Origin of the sequence: Vibrio sp. 10N.222.49.A3 (assembly GCF_041475145.1) — a bacterium.
GTDB lineage: Bacteria > Pseudomonadota > Gammaproteobacteria > Enterobacterales > Vibrionaceae > Vibrio > Vibrio tasmaniensis_A.
The window spans coordinates 52,945-71,111 of record NZ_JBFRVM010000023.1 but is presented as its reverse complement, the minus strand read 5'-3'; the positions used below and the strand labels follow the sequence as shown (position 1 = coordinate 71,111).

The following is an 18,167-nucleotide window of genomic DNA, read 5'->3' as shown; positions in this document are numbered from 1 at the left end:
AGCGTCGTGTTGGGTAATCAACTTCATTAAAGTGACTGATAGTTCCTGATGTAATCAAGTGTACGATCAGCGTATGCATGTGAACCCAACATCTCAGACAAACCACGAAGTGTCTTGTAAGGTTGAGATACCGCAACCATATTAATTAACCAAGATGGAATAGACCCTCCTGGGTCACTCAATACTTGATAAGAAATATGAGTTGTATTGTTGTTCAGGGGTGTGAGAACCCATCGTGATTCTAAATGAGCCACTCTGACCACACTTTTATCTTCATTTGGAAGGTAATTAGGCCTACCGTTTTGGTTAATTATGACGATTAATGTGTCGGGATCTTGCTCGATAAAGTTCTCGACAATGGCTTCGCGATCCGAGACGGGCCAAGGCGCTTTTGTATAAGTTTTAGTGACAGTGTGTACTTCACTAAAGTGGTCTATCTCTTCCATTTCATCAATGTTCTCTACCCATTGAGTGCCTACTGAAGTATCAGTAAACAAAGCGATGATTGAAGTAAGATTGGCTTTGATATCAGCTTCTGCACGAAACTCCTTAAAGTCGTTACCTTCAATTTTTCGATTGTAGACTTCGATGCCTTGCTTATTACGTACGAGCTTCCACTCATTGCCATCCAACGCTAACACTGAAAAAGACGTCGTAACCATAATGAAAGTTAGAATCTTACTGATCACGACAGTGCTCGTCCTTTCCAAGAGATTTTATTGTTCTTTGATAAGCGATAACTGTTGAGAATCAACAAGCTTTGCAACGAAATCCCCAAAGGCACGGTTAGCGCATAACGAGCTGGTATAAAGAGCTCTTTGACCAAAATAAGATAAGTGACAATGGAAGCGAACAACATCAGAGCATTGATCGCTAAGGAATAGGCGTTGAATGATGAAGGGTCGCCGATGAAATAGTGAGTTGATACAAGCAGCATCACCGGGGCAGCCCATGCAATGATATTCGTTTTGATGAATGCACCGAGTACTTGGAATCTTGATTGGCAATTTACAATAAGATTCATGTTTTTGGAGAAACCCGCCCAAATCGAACCAAAGTCGGAATACATATGAGTACTCATGAGTTCGTCCGCAAAAGCCCAAAATGCTTTTAAACCGCATATCTTCATGAGCTTTGCAAAAGCGATGTCTTCGGATATCTCGTTGGCTACCGCAATATGTCCACCTACCGCATCGTATGACTTTCGTGTAAAAAGCATGGCTTGGCCGTTAGCAATGGCGTCTGCTTTTGACTTGTCGTTTGCGTTCTTGAAGTTCATGTAAGACGCGATTGAAAGAAATATGCCGGGTAAGGTGATTTTCTCAACGGTTGATGTGAATGCTTGCCTAGGGTTGAACGACAGCAAATCCGTTTTGTGTCTTGAGGCGAAATTGATAACGCTCTGTAGCATCAAGGGTTCAGACTTTGTATCAGCATCGATAAAATACAAATACTCACCCGTTGCCTGCTGTGAGCCCACCATGCAAGCGTTGCTTTTCCCTAGCCAATTGGGTGGTAACTTCCTTCCCGATATGCAGCGAACGTTAACACTCGATGCGTCGATTAGCGTATCAACAATGGCCCTTGTCGAATCAGTAGAAAAATCATCAACCACGATGATTTCAAACCTGTCTTTTGGGTAGTTTTGCTTCATTAGCGAACTGAGGCTGGTCTCAATATTATCTTCTTCATTTCTCGCAGGGATAATAATGGACACGGTTGGCCACTTGGTTCGGTTCAACGAAATTTTAGGCGTAATGTGAACGCGATGGCGCGCTAAATTGGCAAGTGTGATTAAAAACTTGATGGTAACGATGCAAAACAAAGTCGAAGTGATAGCTAGAATCATGATTACAGTGGTCAACAAATAAAGTGATAGAGATCTAAGGAGCGTATAGCCTGGAGGGGTTTCGTTCACCTCTGGTATGTAGGACTCAATCATTCAAAGTGACATGTCGGTTAGCTCAGTTTTGCGTTTGAATCACATTTGAAGCGATTTATTAGAGCTCAGAAATAAGCATTGCATTCACTGGCTACTCTAGCGATATAATCGAACGCAGAACCGTTACACAAGATAACGAAAAATCATAATTTGCACTTTAATTTTTACTAATAGGTAAGCCCTGAAATGCCACAACAGAACATCAAATTTATCGCTGCTGATATGGACGGCACTCTGCTTAATGAACACGGAAAGTTAGACCCAGAATTTTTCAACCTTTACGAGCGCTTAGAAGCTCAAGACATTATTTTTGCTGCGGCATCGGGTCGTCAGTATTACAGCTTGATGGAAACCTTTGCCCCGCTAAAAGATCGCATGATGTTCGTTGCTGAAAACGGCACATTGGTGATGCATAAAGGCCAAGAGCTTTACAGCTGCTTACTTGATACTGATGCCATCAAAGAGATCATTAAAGAAGCTCGCGCGATTGAAGGTGCTCATGTGGTGCTATGTGGTAAGAAGTCTGCATACATCGAAACCAAAGATGAGCGTGCTCTAGCGGAGATCTCTAAGTACTACCATCGCCGTGAGAAAGTAGAAGATTTACTGGCGGTAGAAGACGATTTCATCAAGGTGGCTATCTGTCACTTCGACGGTTCACAAGAGAAAGTGAACCCAACTATTGATGCCAAGTTTGGTGAGAACTACCAAGTGGTTGTCAGTGCGAAAATTTGGTTGGATGTGATGAACGCTGAAGCGTCAAAAGGCGCGGCGATTAAACACCTACAAAATACACTTGGCTTCACTTACGAACAGACCATGAGTTTTGGTGACTACCTCAATGACTTGGAAATGCTTAAAGAGAGCTACCACTCATACGCGATGGAAAATGCACATCCAAAGCTGAAAGAGATCGCTCGTTTTGGCGCGCCAAGTAACGTTGATGCGGGCGTGTTCCAAGTGCTTGAGAAGCTGCTAGCGTAACGCGGTTAAGCTCAATCCGATTTTTATCAAAGCCAACTCGGTAATAGGAGTTGGCTTTTTTGTTGGCTACTGGTTCATCGAGTTAAATTTGAACGAGTGTTCAGCATGTTGTAGTCTAATCAGAAAGATGGGTATTCAGTTTGAATTGAATACGCCTTAGTAACGATATTTGGAATGACGATGAGCAAGAAACTTCAACTTGATATTATTTCTGACGTGATGTGCCCTTGGTGCGTGGTCGGCTACAAAAATCTAGAGCAAGCCGTTTCAGAGCTTGGCTTAGAACAACAGATTGAACTTGAATGGCAGCCGTTTGAGCTTAACCCTGATATGCCGAAAGAGGGTGAAAACCTGCGCGATCACATCATGAGAAAATACGGCTCTAGTGCGGAAGAGAGCCAAAGCTCGCGTGAGCAACTGGCTGCTCGTGGCCAAGCGGTTGGTTTCGATTTCAATTTCTATGACAGCATGAGAATGGTCAATTCGCGTCATCTACATGTACTTCTCGATTTTGCACTAGCGCACGGCAAACAGACTGAGTTAAAGCTACGCTTCTTTACGGCTCACTTCAAAGAGCAAAAAGATCTGTCTGATCTTGAGGTCATCGCGCAAGAACTTGAAGCGGTTGGGCTAAACTCAACGAAGGCACTGAAGCGCCTAAAGAACACCGACAACTTGAAGCAAATTGAAGCGCAAGAGTTTGAATGGCAACGCATGGGGATCTCAGCTGTTCCTACTGTGGTGTTCAACCGAAAGAGTGCAGTCACTGGTGCGCAGACGGTCGAAACGTACAAGCAAATCCTTCAAGAACTTATTGCTGAATCATAAGCCGATTATTGGTATCAATTAGAGTCTGAATTACATGGAATCACTGTCACTCGCTCAAGCGCAAAAGATTGTACTGCTTTCGCAAAAATTGCCGCCAAAAAAGCAACGCAATGGGGGCGCTTTAGCGAACACGCTGTCTGCGATTGAAAACCTTGGATATGTGCAAATTGATACCATCTCTGTGATTCAGCGAGCCCACCATCATACGTTGTGGAATCGAAATCAAGACTACCAGCTTGATCATCTGGATAAGCTGTTAGAGCGTCGAGAAGTGTTTGAGTATTGGTCGCACGCCGCCGCGTATTTACCCATGCGTGACTACCGTTTCAGCTTGCATCGAAAGAACGGGTTTGCGAGCGGTAAGCTTAAGCATTGGTATAAAAAGGATGATGCACTGATGGCGCATGTTCTCAAACGCATTGAGAGCGAAGGGCCATTAATGGCGAAAGACTTTGAAGGGGATAGACCAAACCCTGGCGGATGGGGTGGCAAACCTGCCAAGCAGGCGCTAGAGATTTTGTTTATGCAAGGTGACTTAATGGTGCCGAGCCGAGTGAACTTCCATAAGGTGTATGACCTAACCGAGCGAGTTTTACCGAGCGGAATTGATACCTCTGAGCCGACTGAACAAGAGTACATCGAGCATCTGATAACACGTTATTTAGAGGCTAACGGAGTTGGAATAGCGTCGGAAATGAGTTATCTACTCAAGAACACAAAGCCTCTGATTCAGAAAACACTCCAACAGATGCTTGAAGATAAGCAGGTCCTGAAAGTAGATATTCAAGGCTCTGGTTACTATGTCCTACCAGGTGCTTTTGATCTGCTGAATCTGCCGCTTTCCAGAACCAAGCTTAAGATACTGTCTCCGTTTGATAACCTGTTGATTCAACGAAAGCGAATGCAATCACTGTTTAACTTTGATTATCTTCTTGAGTGCTATGTTCCAGAAGCCAAGCGTCAGTTTGGTTATTTTAGCTTACCGATTCTCTGGCAAGGTGGGCTGGTGGCACGAATGGATTGTAAGGTCGATAGGAAGACCCGTTTACTCAATATTCGTAACTTGGTTGTTGAAGACAGAGTTAAAACTCATGAGTCATTGATTTACGCTTTATGCGAAGAACTAAAGCACTTCATGGTGTTTAACCAATGTGATGAGATGATCGTCCATAACACCACGCCCTCTGATCTTGGCAAGCGCTTAATGAGCCATTGGCAAACAGTCTAGCGGTTTTGTTGTTAAAAAAACTCTTCGTTACTTAGAAGCCTCTTTGCTAATTCGTCAGCGCTTAGTTACTCAGAAAGAGTAGCTAACAAGAATTCGACAAAGGTTCGGTTCTTCAATGACAGTTGCTTAGTTTTGTACAACAAGTGGATCGGTTTAGGTAACGGCGCCATGCCGGGTAGGATTTCCAACAGCGCTCCACGTTTAATCTCTTCTGCGACCAAGATAGTGGGCTGCAACAACACGCCCACACCTTGTAGAGCGGCGTATCGCAACACATCACCATTATTCGACATCAAGCGCACACGCTCTTTATTCGGTGTGGTGTGAGGGGCTTGGCTGCTGTAACTGAATCCAAGCGATGGGTGCTGTGCCAAGTCTTCTAGTACTCTGATTTCAGCATGTTGGTTTAGGTAAGCGGGCGCGGCGCAATAACACATCTCATAATCCCCTAAATACCTTGCGACCAAGCTTGAATCGGACAGGTCGCCAATTCGCACAATCAGGTCAATATCTGAAGAGTAAGGATCAACAAGGTCATTATTCAACATCAGCTCAACGTTGATGGTTGGGTGATGTGCGAGAAATTTGGCCACGATAGGGGCGAGCACCTTGTTTCCATAGGTAACTGGGCAGTTAATTTTTACCGTGCCTTGTGGTTGGTTTTCCAAGGTTTGAATCAGGTTCTCTGCATTGCTGATGTCTTCGAGAATTCGTTTACATTCTCGATAATAAAGCTGCCCTGAATCGGTTAACGATTGCTTACGCGTGGTGCGGTGGATCAGTTGAGAGTTGAGGCTCGATTCAAGGTGGTGGACATGTTTACTGATCATGGTCGCCGACAAGTTGAAGTGGTTGGCGGCGCTACGAAAGCTGCCTTGCTCGACCACGTAAACGAAGACCTTCATGCTAGTTAACTTATCCATTAAACACTCTCGGTTAATAAACAATAAACAAAACGTGAGTTTATCAATTATTAGGGGTTAATTATATTAATGGCAAACCGATAATTAACTAAAATAAGAGCGTGAAATGCCTCAGAGGAATGAAACCATCTTTGTTACTGCAGAAATTAAGATTAAAACCAACATTGATCGTGAGGCTGCGATTGAAGCTATCGAGCAATTTTGCCGAGACATGCAAAGTGAGCCGGGCTGCCTACAAGCAATTGCAAGCTATGATCAAAACCAAAGCGATCGCGTTGTCTTGCTTGAGCAATACGTTAACCGTGAGGCGATCAATCAGCACTTTGTGATGCCTCATACGCAAGCGTTTATTGAGCGTGATATAACGGAATTAGTACAAGCATTTGAAACGCAACGTGGACCTATCAAAACACAAGAGCAGGAGATCTAAGCCATGAAATGGGGAATCCTAGGAACCAGCTTTATCTCAGGTGTAATGGCGGATGCGATTAAAGGCGATGCTCAAAGCGAGCTGTATGCCGTCGCTGGTCGTACTGAAAAAACACTTAACGAGTTTGCAGCCCAATATCAACCAACACTAACCTTCAACAGCTATGAAGCCCTGATTGAAGATGAGTCAGTCGACATTATCTACATCGCTCTACCAAATCACGTTCACCACGAATACGTGATTAAAGCGGCTCAAAAAGGAAAAGCGATCGTGTGTGAAAAATCGTTATCGGTTGATATGGAAAAAACCGAGCAAGCTCTGCAAGCGGTGAAAGCATCTAGCGTGTTCTTCGCAGAAGGTTTGATGTACTTACACCATCCATTGATTGCCAAGCTTCATCAAGAACTGGCAACTGGTGAGATTGGTGAAGTACGCTCTATTCAAGGCTCCTACGTTGCTGCGATTGATCAGTTCGTGAACCCTGCGAGCAAGGGCGCGCTATACAACTTAGGTTGCTACCCAATGTCGCTGATTCACTCTGTCGCACAACACCAGTTTGGTGAAAGTGTGTTTGATGATCTGCAGATCTCAGCAATCGGCCGGCGTGGCCAAGATGGCAACATCTGTGAATCATCGGCGATGATGCGCTTCAACGGCAGTTTTACCGCGCAAATCCACACTGCTGAAGATCACGGCTTAAAGCATGGCTTCACGATTCTAGGCAGCAAAGGCTGTATTACTCTTGATACTAACCCATGGTTACCGACGGCAGAAAATACGTTTACGGTAGAGATCTATGAGACGTCGACACGTGAAGTGAAAGTCGAAGCGCAAGGCGATGGCTTCCATTATCAAGTACGTAATATCCGCCAAGCAGTTGAGCAAGGTGACACACAACTTGCTGCCCCAATGGCAACTCACCAAGACTCTCGCGTGATCATGAAGTTACTGACTGATTGGGAACAAGCGGCGAGCTAAGATCTTCGTAAATTCGTATTCGACTCATGTTTAATTGCCTCGTCAGTGATCAAGCATGAGGCGTTTCCTCTATATCTTCCAGTAGACTCTTCCCAATAAATACTTTGCATTTGAAACAGCCACAGTGTCCAATGTCGGTTAAGACAACATCGACCGAAAAACCTTATTTTTTAAGGTGTTAAATAGGATGCGTACTTCATGCGTAAATCAGATAAGAAGATCGAAAATCAAATCAGAGACGTGTTAACGGACGTTTGTGAAGACACGTTAAAAGGCTTCGATGGTTTTCTGTGGGTGACTCATACGGTCAATTTCTCTTCATTCCCGCAAAGTTTGAAAATCGTCTGCGTATTCGATACCAATCAGGATAGAACGAACTTTTTAGAGGGGGGAGGTCAGCAGAGTGCCTCTCGGGCTATCCAACAAGCGTTCAATCAAGTTGGGATTCAACTGAAGAATATCGATAAGCATGTTAGCTACGATACACAAGAAAATTGCGACCGCGACCATCAAGGGAAGTGGTTCAATAGACTTTAAGAAGCTTTCGTAAGAGTCTTTATTGGTTCGTTAACGAAAGAACGAAAGCCTACGCGAGGTAGGCTTTGTTACTGAATTTTATTTGTTATTTAATTGCGGTGCAGAAGCTAACGTCTGAATGCTGAGTTTGTGGATCGTAGCTGTGGTAAAGCTCAAAGCAAGGGCGGTCTTCGGTTTCTATGCCGGACTCTATGACCTTACTCATCAGGTCGTCCCACGCTTTAGCGTATTGGCTTAGCTCGGTGATGGTTTGGCGCATCACTGCATATTGTCCGCCGGGAAAATCTTTTAATTCTATTCCATTTGGCACTTCAGTGTCGTCTGAAACCATCAAGCAGATGTCGGTACGGCATTTATCGTTCGGCGTGATTTCTGGATTGTCATGATAGATAAAGATGCAGCTGTTACCTGCTAATCCTTTCATTTCAGCCCACTGATAAAGACGACCGCTTGGTTCTTCATAACCCTGTCCATAGGGGCCTGTCACTCGTACATACGCTAGTTTTGACGGTTCGAATTGTTGCGTTTTCATTGTCCTACTCCATGTTGTTGGTTCGGAGTCAGTATATGAATTGCCTGCGGTTGCTGCGTTTCCATTCTTGCGCAACGTGTGTCCAATCTTGCTATTTCGCGTCAACTCAGAAAACGCTTGGTAATCTTCACAATCACGAAATGCCGTAGGAGTTACTCCAAAGTGCTGTTTGAATGCTTTGGCCAAGCTTTGCGAGGACGAGAAACCATATTCCAGAGCGATATTCAGGACAGGTTGCTTGGATTTGAAAAGATCATCAGCTGCGGATTCAAGCCTCAGTCGCCTGATGAAATCAGCAAGCGTCTCGCCTTGAACGGCTTTAAAAGTGCGATGAAAATGGTAGGGTGAAAAGTTGGCTAACGCCGCGACTTCGATTAGGTTGAGTGGCTCGTTAAAGTGTTTCTCTAAATAGCGGACAACGGGAATCAGCCGCTTATGATAGTCAACGTACATTATTTTATTTACCACTCTCTGTTGTCATCGTTCTTGTTTAGATCACCGAGACTAGCTTATCTAAGTTGAGTTTCAATAGAGGAGCCTTGAAACTGAGATTAGATGCGTTAATCCAATCATCTCGTTATGTTTCTCTATCTACTAACGCGATTATTTAACCTCAAAATTAGGTCGTGTTTGTATTGAAGCCGTCATTTTCCCCTTAAGCTGGCGGTAGTTTCAGATTGTCTTCATTCGGGCATTCGATGGCACACTTAAATGCTCGTCGAACCGGGGGGCTTAACGCTTGAACTATGAACTTTTCTAGACGATACTTTTTTCTTATATTGCTCCCTAATTTGACGCGTAATATGTTGATTTTGAATGAGGTATTTTGATTGGCAATAGTATCGATTAGGAAATTTGAATCATGAAAACTTACATTTCTGGGCTGCTCACACTCATTCCTTCATATTTAATTACCGGCTATTCTTTTGCTGTTGGTACAGCGGTTGTGCTGCCAGGGCAACATGAAGCTGGTGTTGATCTTTCGGGCTCCCCATTGTCTGCGAATGCCGTCATAGATTGGGAAATTGCGAACAGTGACCTCGTATTTGGCTCTTATGCAGATAAAACCGACAATAAGCGAGCTACGACAATTGGGTATATGTATAACCAAAAATTGGAGCTCAATTCTGGTTGGTTGGAGAACGACCTTCGTAATAACGCAGAGTTGCATGGCGTTAATTTTGAAGACTTCTTTCTCCATTTTTCTGAAGATACAGTGCTCGCAGAAGTCGATAACACCCACGGTGAAAATACTCTCTTAAGTGGAAAGCCTATGATCTTGGGCTATACAGCCAGTGAAGACCATGCTGGCTTTTGGCTGTATCAAGAGCCTCCGTGGGATGCTGATGTGTTTGAGAATTTCGAACTGGGCGGGGCTTTGTATGTCTATCATGCTGAACAGTTCGAACGTCTGACCTTTAAGTTCTCACAGTTTGCTGTCAGCGGCGAATTCTGGATTGAATACCCAACAGCTATTGACTCTCACGGAAGGGTTTCACAGTGGGAAAGGCTCGATGTAAAGAAAGACAAAACGCTCAATATGACCAGAAACCAATCGGTGATTTGGAACCTTCCGGGTAACTGGGTAAGAGCCACAACTCATGATGGCAGTGGGGTGAGTTATGGTGGCGGCCAGTATTTTGGTTCAACCTTTTTGAGAGAGGGTGGCCGTTTATACGTTGTGAGAGTTCGTTGGCAAAGTGAGAACGCTGACGACAGGCCGCGTTTAAAAGAAGTAAAACTCAAAAACAGCTTTCCAACCGTTAAGTTAACCGACGCTCCGACCACAACGCCGGATGGCAATGCTATCAGCCAATGGCGAAAAATTCGTGGCTTTGACGTGTCTGCAGACCTGAATGGCGATAACTACTTGTCGCCAAGCGAGTATCGAAATCGAACCAATAAGAAGGCAACAGCGCGTTTTCGTTGGGAATCAAGAGTGGTGCCATTTGGTCGAATGTGGAGCACGAATTCATCTTGGTCGTTAACGAACGTCGCAAACGCGGATTATTTATCAGCCATTCATCGCTACTACAAGCAAAGCTGGGCAAGCCAAGGTTTGAATGGTGCATACAACGACGACACAAATAAACTCATTGGCTCGAACCAGTTCTATGTCCATTCTGGCGGACATGTTCAAGAGTTAGGAGCTGTTGCGGGTTCAAATCAAGCGTATGCTCTCTACAAGCAACAATTTTCAGCGTTTCTCAAAAATCTACCTGCTTTAGAAAGTGATGCGTCTATTGGGTTGAACATTGGTACGGCGAACTTGCTGGGTCGAAATGGGCAGTCTCATCTTAGCGAAGCCGGGTCTTTGTATCTGAGAGAGCATTACATTTTTCCGTCTACTGGATTTAGTGGTTACTCGGGGATCTCTAAATTCTGGGATAATTCTGCGCTCGCCTACAATGGACAAAGAGTTATTTTTCAGGCGACAACGCGTTACGGGCGAGTCCAGTATCTTGGAAATAGTGAAGAGAATTGGAAGAAAGACCAATACTCGACCCTAGCGATTTACCACCTCAATCGACATGCACAACACAGCTATTTTAATCAGTGGAACAATAGTTACGTCTATGGGAGTGATAACACGACTGCAGACACTTTCTGGCAAAGTGGTGTTCCTAAAAATATCGCTTATCAACCAAGTTCGTTATTAGCCGTTGATTTGGGAGAGCCGAGTCATCAGGTCCTACAGGGATTTGAGCCAATTCCTTTGATGCTATCGACAACGACACCTCAACCCGCTGACTACACCATCGTTGGTGATTCCTCGATGAAAGAAATGGTTCATGTTGATCTACCCTATGGCATGACTCACGTGCTACCGACGTTCACGTACTTTATGTATCAATCTAAAAATCAGGTGGCCGCGGGTGGCCCTGAAGATATGGTGTTAGCGAGAGAGTTCAGCAATGGTCGAGTGTTGTACCGCACGGATTTCCACGGTAAGAATTCGAGCTTTTATGAGGCAGAGAAGCTGATGATTGTATTGGACGTGCCGATGAAGCCTGTCGATGAAAACGGCAACATCGGAGAGTATGTGACTGAAATTCATATTGGCGGTTATGAAGGGCTGTTCTTGCTTTATTAGAGTCAATAGAATGAGAATAAGCTGTCAAAACGAATATTCAATTGGAACTCATCGCTATGAAAATTGTTATTGCACCAGACTCGTTTAAAGAATCTTTATCGGCGGTATCGGTGGCGGCGTGTATTGAAAAGGGCTTTCGTGAAATCTTTCCTGACGCTGACTATGTGACTTTACCTCTGGCCGATGGTGGCGAAGGTACGGTAGATGTATTGCTACAAGGTTTAGCCGGACAAAAGCGAACAAATAAAGTTCAAGGGCCATTGGGAACATTGATTAGTGCTGAATGGGCGATGTTAGAACCGTCAGTTCAGAGCTCCAAGAGAACGGCTTTGATAGAGATAGCTGCTGCGTCTGGTTTAGACTTGCTGACACCAGAACAGCGCGATCCTTTGGTTGCTTCTTCTTTTGGTACCGGACAGCTGATATTAGAAGCGATAGAGCAGGGTGCTCAAACCATCATTCTTGGATTGGGTGGCAGTGCGACCAATGATGGTGGTGCAGGCATTGTACAAGCGTTAGGTGGTAAATTGCTTGATCGTGCAGGGCAAGAGCTCAGCCGAGGTGGCGCTGTGCTAGCGGATTTGGCTTCAATTGATCTTACAGGCGTCGATTCTCGTTGCTCCGATATTGAGTTGATTGTGGCGTGCGATGTGGATAATCCATTGTGTGGTGATAACGGTGCCAGCTATATATTTGGTCCGCAAAAAGGAGCGACACCTGAACAAGTCTTAATGCTTGATAAGGCGCTTGAGAATTTTGCTCAAGTTGCAGAAACGCAAGGTTATGCCGGTGGCGATGAGCCTGTTTACAAGCGCGTGGGTTATGGCGCAGCTGGTGGCACGCCGATGGGGCTTGGTTTGTTATTCAATATCCAAATTAAACCCGGCATTGAGATGGTGCTCGATGTTTTGCAAGCTGATGATCTATTGAAAGGTGCCGACTTGGTGATTACTGGCGAAGGGCAGATGGACAACCAAACTCTGCAAGGGAAAACGCCTTATGGCATTGCTAAACGAGCGAGCTTACAAGGCATTCCGATCATAGGCATTGCTGGCTCACTGGGAACAGAAGTAGAAGCACTTTATGGTGAAATGAACAGCTTGTTTGGTACGGTTCGTTCTCCTCAGTCACTTGACCAAGTTCTGCTAGAAGCCGAACTAAACCTTACCAGAACGGCGAGAAATATCGCTGCGACTCTGAAAATAGGCCATGCGATCTTGAAATAAAGTGAGGTTTGACAATTGGTTACTTAACATCATGGTTCGATAGGTTTTATAGATAGCAACGATAAATAGAAACGATTATATTTTATACCATTAGAGGTCTATTCTATATCCATAATATTTTAGGGGCTTTTGAAAGGAAGCCAGTATAAATATCAAGGTGCACTCACTATTGCTGCACCTTTGGACCTTAAGGAATAGATCATGAGTAAAAAACTAACTACAGCTGCGGGTTGTCCTGTTGCTCATAACCAGAATGTTCAAACTGCGGGTAAGCGCGGTCCTCAACTTCTTCAAGATGTTTGGTTTTTAGAAAAGATGGCGCATTTTGACCGCGAAGTCATTCCAGAGCGTCGTATGCACGCGAAAGGTTCAGGCGCTTACGGTACATTTACTGTTACGCATGACATTACCAAATACACCAAGGCAAAACTGTTTTCTGAAATAGGCAAAAAGACCGACCTGTTTGCACGTTTTACAACGGTGGCGGGTGAGCGTGGCGCTGCCGATGCTGAGCGTGATATCCGTGGCTTTGCATTGAAGTTTTATACTGAAGAAGGTAACTGGGACATGGTGGGTAACAACACGCCAGTATTCTTCCTTCGTGATCCTCTCAAGTTCCCAGATCTAAACCATGCGGTTAAGCGTGACCCGCGCACCAACATGCGCAGTGCGAAAAACAACTGGGATTTCTGGACCTCTCTACCTGAAGCGCTTCACCAAATCACCATCGTAATGAGTGACCGTGGTATTCCTGCGACTTACCGTCATATGCATGGTTTTGGTAGCCATACATTCAGCTTTATTAATGCAGACAACGAACGTTTCTGGGTTAAGTTCCACTTCAAATCTCAGCAAGGTATTAAGAACTTGTCTGATGCAGAAGCGGCACAAGTGATCGGCGATGACCGCGAAAGTCATCAACGTGATCTGCTAGACAGCATTGATAATCAAGACTTCCCTAAATGGACACTGAAAGTTCAAGTGATGCCAGAAGCGGACGCAGCGAAAGTGCCATACAACCCGTTCGATCTGACTAAGATCTGGCCACACGCAGATTACCCATTAATTGAGGTGGGTGAGTTTGAATTGAACCGTAACCCACAAAACTTCTTCGCTGAAGTTGAGCAGTCTGCATTCAACCCGGCAAACGTGGTTCCGGGTATCAGCTTCTCACCAGACAAGATGTTACAAGGCCGTCTGTTTGCTTACGGTGATGCACAGCGCTACCGTTTGGGTGTTAACCATCAGCATATCCCAGTAAACGCACCTCGTTGCCCTGTCCACAGCTACCACCGTGATGGTGCGATGCGTGTTGATGGTAACTTTGGTAGCACACTTGGCTATGAGCCAAACAACGAAGGCCAATGGGCAGAGCAGCCAGACTTTGCAGAGCCAGCATTGAACCTAGATGGTGCTGCAGCGCATTGGGATCACCGCGAAGATGAAGATTACTTCTCGCAACCGGGTGACTTGTTCCGCCTGATGACGCCAGAGAAACAAGCGATTCTGTTTGATAACACTGCTCGTAACCTAGGCGGCGTGCCTAAAGAGATTCAGCTGCGTCACCTAAGACACTGTTACAAAGCCGATCCAGCTTACGGTGAAGGCATTGGTAAACTGCTTGAAATCGATGTAAGCGAATTTAAGTCGTAATCAATAAGTTTGATTAGTTAAATGAAAGGCCGTTGAGTGAATCATTCAACGGCCTTTTTTGATCGTGCTGTGTATTAGGTGAGTCATGTAAGTCGTACCAATTACTTGAAAATTAGCACCATTTCTATTGATAGTTTTTGCCTATCAAATTAATAAACTCATCCCATTATATTTAGTTAGGGTAACGGATTATCCTAAGGCTATCAGTTTATAAAGTAAAAGAGTTTGAGATGAGTAACAGCGCATTAATCGTTGAAGGTGGAGCAATGAGAGGCATCTTCGCAGCAGGAGTATTGGACGCTTTTATGCAAGACGATTTCCGTCCTTATGATTTTGCTATTGGCGTATCTGCGGGTGTGTCGAATTTGGTTGGTTACTTATCTCAAGCTCCGAAGCGCAGCTACAACGTGATTACTACCATGGCGACGGATAAAACGTTCTTCAATCCTGCTCGCTTTGCTAAAGGTGGCAATTTGGTCGACGTTAAGTGGTTGTGGGATGAATCCAACCATCGTTATCCACTGGATTGTGGTGAGCTGTTCTCAAGTGTTCCTTTAATTGCTGCTGTAACTAACGTCGATACTGGCAGTGCAGACTACTATCACATCAAGCCAGAAAACCTTTCTAACGTGGTTGAAGCAACAACAGCTCTACCTATCGCTTACCGTGAAACACCGTGCTTCTCTGGTGGTTGCTATACCGATGGTGGTGTAGCCGACTCTATTCCGGTTCGCGAAGCCTATCGTCGTGGTGCACGAGACATTACGGTGATTCTTTCTCACCCATTAAGCTACCGAATGAAGCCGCAGAAGTATCAGTGGATGCTGAAAAAGCTGCTAAAGAAATTCCCGAATATTGCAGAGTCGATGGCGGTGCGTGCCGAAAACTATAACCAGTCTTTGGAGTTCATTCGTAACCCTCCAAAAGATGCGACCATCAAGGTGATTGCGCCACCAGAAGCGTTTGCAGTGAAGCGTTTGACAATGGATCAAACGGTCTTGAATGCAGGTTATGAGATGGGTGTGAAAGCAGGGGAAGAGCACCTTGCTATTCGAAAAGGCGTGTATGGTTTAGACACCGAAGATTGTCATTTCTGCGTCTAGGAACTGTTTTTGAATGCGGGATAAACGAGAAGCCACGCTGTTCACTTAGGACTAGCGTGGCTTTGTGTTTGTAGATCTGGTCTGTTATTAACTCAGCCAGCTATTAACTCAATCTGTTATTAAACGAGTTCGTTGCCGCTGGTGTTACCTGTAAAAAAGGCATCAACACTGGTGAGCGTTGTATTGGCAATGTTGAACAGAGCATCTTTAGTCAGGAAGGCTTGGTGACCTGTGAACAATACGTTGTGACAAGCAGATAAGCGACGGAATACGTCATCCACAATCACATCGTTAGATTTGTCTTGGAAGAACAACTCTTTCTCGTTGTCGTAGACATCAAGGCCAAGCGCGCCAATCTTGCTTTGTTTCAACGCTTCGATTGCTGCGGTTGAATCCAGTAGTTCACCACGGCTGGTGTTGACGATCATCACGCCATCTTTCATTTTCTCAAATGCCGTTGCATCCAACAGGTGGTAGTTCTCTTTACTCATTGGGCAATGCAGAGAAATCACGTCAGATTCTTGGTAAAGCTCGTCGAGCTCAACGTATTTAGCGCCCAGTTCTTTTGCCAATGGGTTCGGGTATGGGTCGTAGCATAGGATGTTCATGCCTAAACCTTTCAGAATACGCATGGTTGCTAGCCCAATTTTGCCAGAGCCGATCACACCAACAGTTTTACCGTGGAAGTTAAAGCCAACCAAACCCTCAAGAGAGAAGTTCGCATCACGAGTGCGTTGGTATGCTTTGTGTAGTTTACGGTTCAAACACATCATCATGCCAACCGTGTGTTCTGCTACCGATTCTGGTGAGTAAGCCGGAACGCGAACCACTTGCAGACCAAACTCTTTGGCTGCATCTAAATCGACTTTATCAAAACCGGCACAGCGCATTGCAATCAGCTTAGTGCCGCCTTTCGCTAGAATCTCTAGCACATCTCGCGATAGGTCGTCGTTTACAAACGCACAAACGACTTCGTTGTCGTGCGCCATTTTTGCTGTTGTTGTAGTGAGGCGAAAATCGTGAAAATGGAACTCGGCGTCGAGTTCGCCTTTTGCCAGTTCAAATGATTTTTCGTCGTATGATTTTGAGCTAAAAAAAGCAATGTTGAGCATGGCTTCCTCTCTTACCTAAAATATAAATAATCCACTTATTCATTATCTGAAACGGGATTAAAACTAATAACTTTGTCCAGTGTGCTAGAGTTTTTTTCTCTTGTCTATCACCATTAGTCATTGTAATTACTATGGTTATTTGGTCTGTTGTCTTCACTTATTGAACATTAAAAATCACAGTACGAGGCAGCTTGCTTATAAGTTCATCAATATTGAATGGATCTTACTTTCGGGTGTTGAACATCTTCTTAGTCTCTTTCTCAGACCAGAAGTTAATGTTGAATTGTGCGTCGTCGCTAAGCTCTACTCGATGCCAATATTGAGGTGGACTTGTGGCAAATTGCCCAGCCAGGATCGTAATAACACTTTCCGGTTCTGTCGCGTCGGCATCGGCAAAACCATAGAAGGTGACGGTGCCTTCCATTACGCAGATCTGCCCGAATACACCTTCTGCGGTGTTGTGGTGATTAAGCAATGCAGCCGGTATGTTGTCTTTGGTGAAAAATGGCGTTGAACGTTGAATTTTCCAGTGTGACGGAATACGTAAATGACTCATATAAAACCTCTTGTCTGTATTTTGAATACAAGCTTTAGCTTTGATTGAATTGGTGACCGTGATTACCAGTAGTTTTCACTGCTGAATTGGCCGGGCTTTCGGCGTAAGTGCTTCTTGAAACCTAAGTTGGTTAGTGCTTCACTTGTGTCGCGAACCATTTGCGGATTGCCACAAAGGTAGAAAAAACTGCGGGTTTGATTGAAAGTGACAGACGTGGTTTGCTCAAGGTCGCCTCCAAGTAACAAGCTTGGGATTCGTCCGCGCAAAGTTCCGGTGACTGATTCTCTAGAAATAATTGGCACATATTGTAGTTTCCCCTGAAAGTGTTCAACGAGTTGATTGATTCGATCTTGATACGTGAGGTCTTGCTCTGTTCTTACGGCATGAACCAGTACAAGGTTTTTGAACGAGGTGATTTTTTCAGATTCAGAGCCGTTTTGCTGTTGTATCTGCATGCTTTCGAGCATTGAGATAAAAGGCCCAACGGCGGTTCCGGTTGAAAGCATCCATAGATCCTCGGCGATCTCTGGAATCTCATTTAGCGTCATAAAGCCGCTTGGGTCTTTGCCGACAAATATGTCATCGCCTACCTTCAACTCATGAAGTTGAGGTGAAAGCTGCCCGTTCTGATCCTTAATAATCAAAAATTCCAGATGTTGATGACCTTGTTCGTGCTCTGGCGCATTCACCATGGAATAAGCACGTCTGACAAGCTCCTCTTCGTTGTTAAGCAAGCCAAGTTTCGTGAACTGACCTGCCTGATAGGGAGAGACGGGAGCACTGACTTGCAGCGAGAACAGTTGATCTGTCCATTGTGTTTTATGTAAGACTTTGCCAGTTACCAAACCATGAGGAATATCTGTCATATCATCACCTTTACTTAGAGAAGTTATCTCATTAAGGATACTCAACTATTTACACTTTGGAGTTGCATGTACCATGCCATTAATGAGAATGCTTATCAATACTGATCGTTTTGGTGAGGGCGATTCTAAATGATGTCAAATGGACTCTGCCTTGGTTAGTCTAAATGACCTCTTT

At 44.6% G+C, this 18,167-nt stretch carries 17 protein-coding genes; 10 read left to right on the top strand and 7 right to left on the bottom strand.

Going from position 1 to position 18,167, the window contains the following annotated elements:
- Positions 1–26 precede the first annotated feature (26 nt).
- Together AB4589_RS04255 and AB4589_RS04250 are read right to left on the bottom strand one after the other, a co-directional pair.
- A complete protein-coding gene (locus tag AB4589_RS04255) occupies positions 27–689 on the bottom strand; it encodes an START domain-containing protein (RefSeq protein ID WP_102487707.1) in 663 nt (220 codons plus the stop codon).
- Positions 686–1,849, bottom strand: a complete 1,164-nt coding sequence (locus AB4589_RS04250; RefSeq protein WP_372099483.1) for a glycosyltransferase family 2 protein — start codon at positions 1,847–1,849, stop codon at positions 686–688. The genes AB4589_RS04255 and AB4589_RS04250 overlap by 4 nt, the downstream gene beginning before the upstream one ends.
- A gap of 279 nt (positions 1,850–2,128) precedes the next feature.
- Between AB4589_RS04250 and AB4589_RS04245 the strand changes: the two genes are divergently transcribed.
- The 3 genes from AB4589_RS04245 (at position 2,129) to AB4589_RS04235 (ending at position 4,982) form a co-directional block, all read left to right on the top strand.
- Positions 2,129–2,926 (top strand): Cof-type HAD-IIB family hydrolase, encoded by a 798-nt coding sequence (locus AB4589_RS04245; protein ID WP_017092739.1) that lies wholly within the window; start codon positions 2,129–2,131, stop codon positions 2,924–2,926.
- Positions 2,927–3,106: 180 nt separating this feature from the next.
- Positions 3,107–3,754, top strand: coding sequence for a DsbA family oxidoreductase (locus AB4589_RS04240; RefSeq protein WP_372099482.1), 648 nt, complete (start codon positions 3,107–3,109; stop codon positions 3,752–3,754).
- A gap of 34 nt (positions 3,755–3,788) precedes the next feature.
- Positions 3,789–4,982, top strand: coding sequence for a winged helix-turn-helix domain-containing protein (locus tag AB4589_RS04235; protein ID WP_372048841.1), 1,194 nt, complete (start codon positions 3,789–3,791; stop codon positions 4,980–4,982).
- 65 nt (positions 4,983–5,047) lie between these two features.
- Here the strand turns inward: AB4589_RS04235 and AB4589_RS04230 are convergent, their stop codons facing one another.
- A complete protein-coding gene (locus AB4589_RS04230) occupies positions 5,048–5,905 on the bottom strand; it encodes a LysR substrate-binding domain-containing protein (protein WP_372099479.1) in 858 nt (285 codons plus the stop codon).
- 106 nt (positions 5,906–6,011) lie between these two features.
- Between AB4589_RS04230 and AB4589_RS04225 the strand changes: the two genes are divergently transcribed.
- From AB4589_RS04225 to AB4589_RS04215, 3 genes are all read left to right on the top strand, one after another.
- Complete coding sequence (locus AB4589_RS04225; RefSeq protein ID WP_372099478.1) at positions 6,012–6,335, top strand: putative quinol monooxygenase; 324 nt, start codon at positions 6,012–6,014, stop codon at positions 6,333–6,335.
- Positions 6,336–6,338: 3 nt separating this feature from the next.
- Entirely contained in the window at positions 6,339–7,313 is a 975-nt protein-coding gene (locus AB4589_RS04220; RefSeq protein ID WP_372099476.1) for a Gfo/Idh/MocA family protein, read from the top strand.
- A gap of 198 nt (positions 7,314–7,511) precedes the next feature.
- Positions 7,512–7,850, top strand: coding sequence for a hypothetical protein (locus tag AB4589_RS04215; protein WP_017102298.1), 339 nt, complete (start codon positions 7,512–7,514; stop codon positions 7,848–7,850).
- An 85-nt stretch (positions 7,851–7,935) separates the two neighbouring features.
- Here AB4589_RS04215 and AB4589_RS04210 read toward each other — a convergent pair whose 3' ends face one another.
- Positions 7,936–8,835 (bottom strand): GyrI-like domain-containing protein, encoded by a 900-nt coding sequence (locus tag AB4589_RS04210; protein WP_372099474.1) that lies wholly within the window; start codon positions 8,833–8,835, stop codon positions 7,936–7,938.
- Between the two features lie 409 nt (positions 8,836–9,244).
- Here AB4589_RS04210 and AB4589_RS04205 point away from each other — a divergent pair, with 409 nt between their 5' ends.
- The 4 genes from AB4589_RS04205 (at position 9,245) to AB4589_RS04190 (ending at position 15,458) form a co-directional block, all read left to right on the top strand.
- On the top strand, positions 9,245–11,476 hold the full coding sequence (locus AB4589_RS04205) for a hypothetical protein (RefSeq protein WP_372099472.1): 2,232 nt from the start codon (positions 9,245–9,247) through the stop codon (positions 11,474–11,476).
- A gap of 56 nt (positions 11,477–11,532) precedes the next feature.
- Positions 11,533–12,702, top strand: coding sequence for a glycerate kinase (locus tag AB4589_RS04200; RefSeq protein ID WP_372099470.1), 1,170 nt, complete (start codon positions 11,533–11,535; stop codon positions 12,700–12,702).
- A 201-nt stretch (positions 12,703–12,903) separates the two neighbouring features.
- Complete coding sequence (locus tag AB4589_RS04195; protein WP_017100300.1) at positions 12,904–14,355, top strand: catalase; 1,452 nt, start codon at positions 12,904–12,906, stop codon at positions 14,353–14,355.
- A 230-nt stretch (positions 14,356–14,585) separates the two neighbouring features.
- Positions 14,586–15,458, top strand: coding sequence for a patatin family protein (locus tag AB4589_RS04190; protein ID WP_372099468.1), 873 nt, complete (start codon positions 14,586–14,588; stop codon positions 15,456–15,458).
- 119 nt (positions 15,459–15,577) lie between these two features.
- Here AB4589_RS04190 and AB4589_RS04185 read toward each other — a convergent pair whose 3' ends face one another.
- The 3 genes from AB4589_RS04185 to AB4589_RS04175 form a co-directional block, all read right to left on the bottom strand.
- Positions 15,578–16,570: a 2-hydroxyacid dehydrogenase gene (locus AB4589_RS04185; RefSeq protein ID WP_371709883.1), complete on the bottom strand. Its 993-nt coding sequence runs from the start codon at positions 16,568–16,570 to the stop codon at positions 15,578–15,580.
- A gap of 223 nt (positions 16,571–16,793) precedes the next feature.
- On the bottom strand, positions 16,794–17,126 hold the full coding sequence (locus AB4589_RS04180; protein ID WP_102258295.1) for a DUF1971 domain-containing protein: 333 nt from the start codon (positions 17,124–17,126) through the stop codon (positions 16,794–16,796).
- A gap of 62 nt (positions 17,127–17,188) precedes the next feature.
- Positions 17,189–17,992 carry a ferredoxin--NADP reductase gene (locus AB4589_RS04175; protein WP_372099466.1) on the bottom strand — a complete coding sequence of 268 codons (804 nt, stop codon included), beginning with the start codon at positions 17,990–17,992 and terminating at the stop codon, positions 17,189–17,191.
- Positions 17,993–18,167 lie beyond the last annotated feature (175 nt).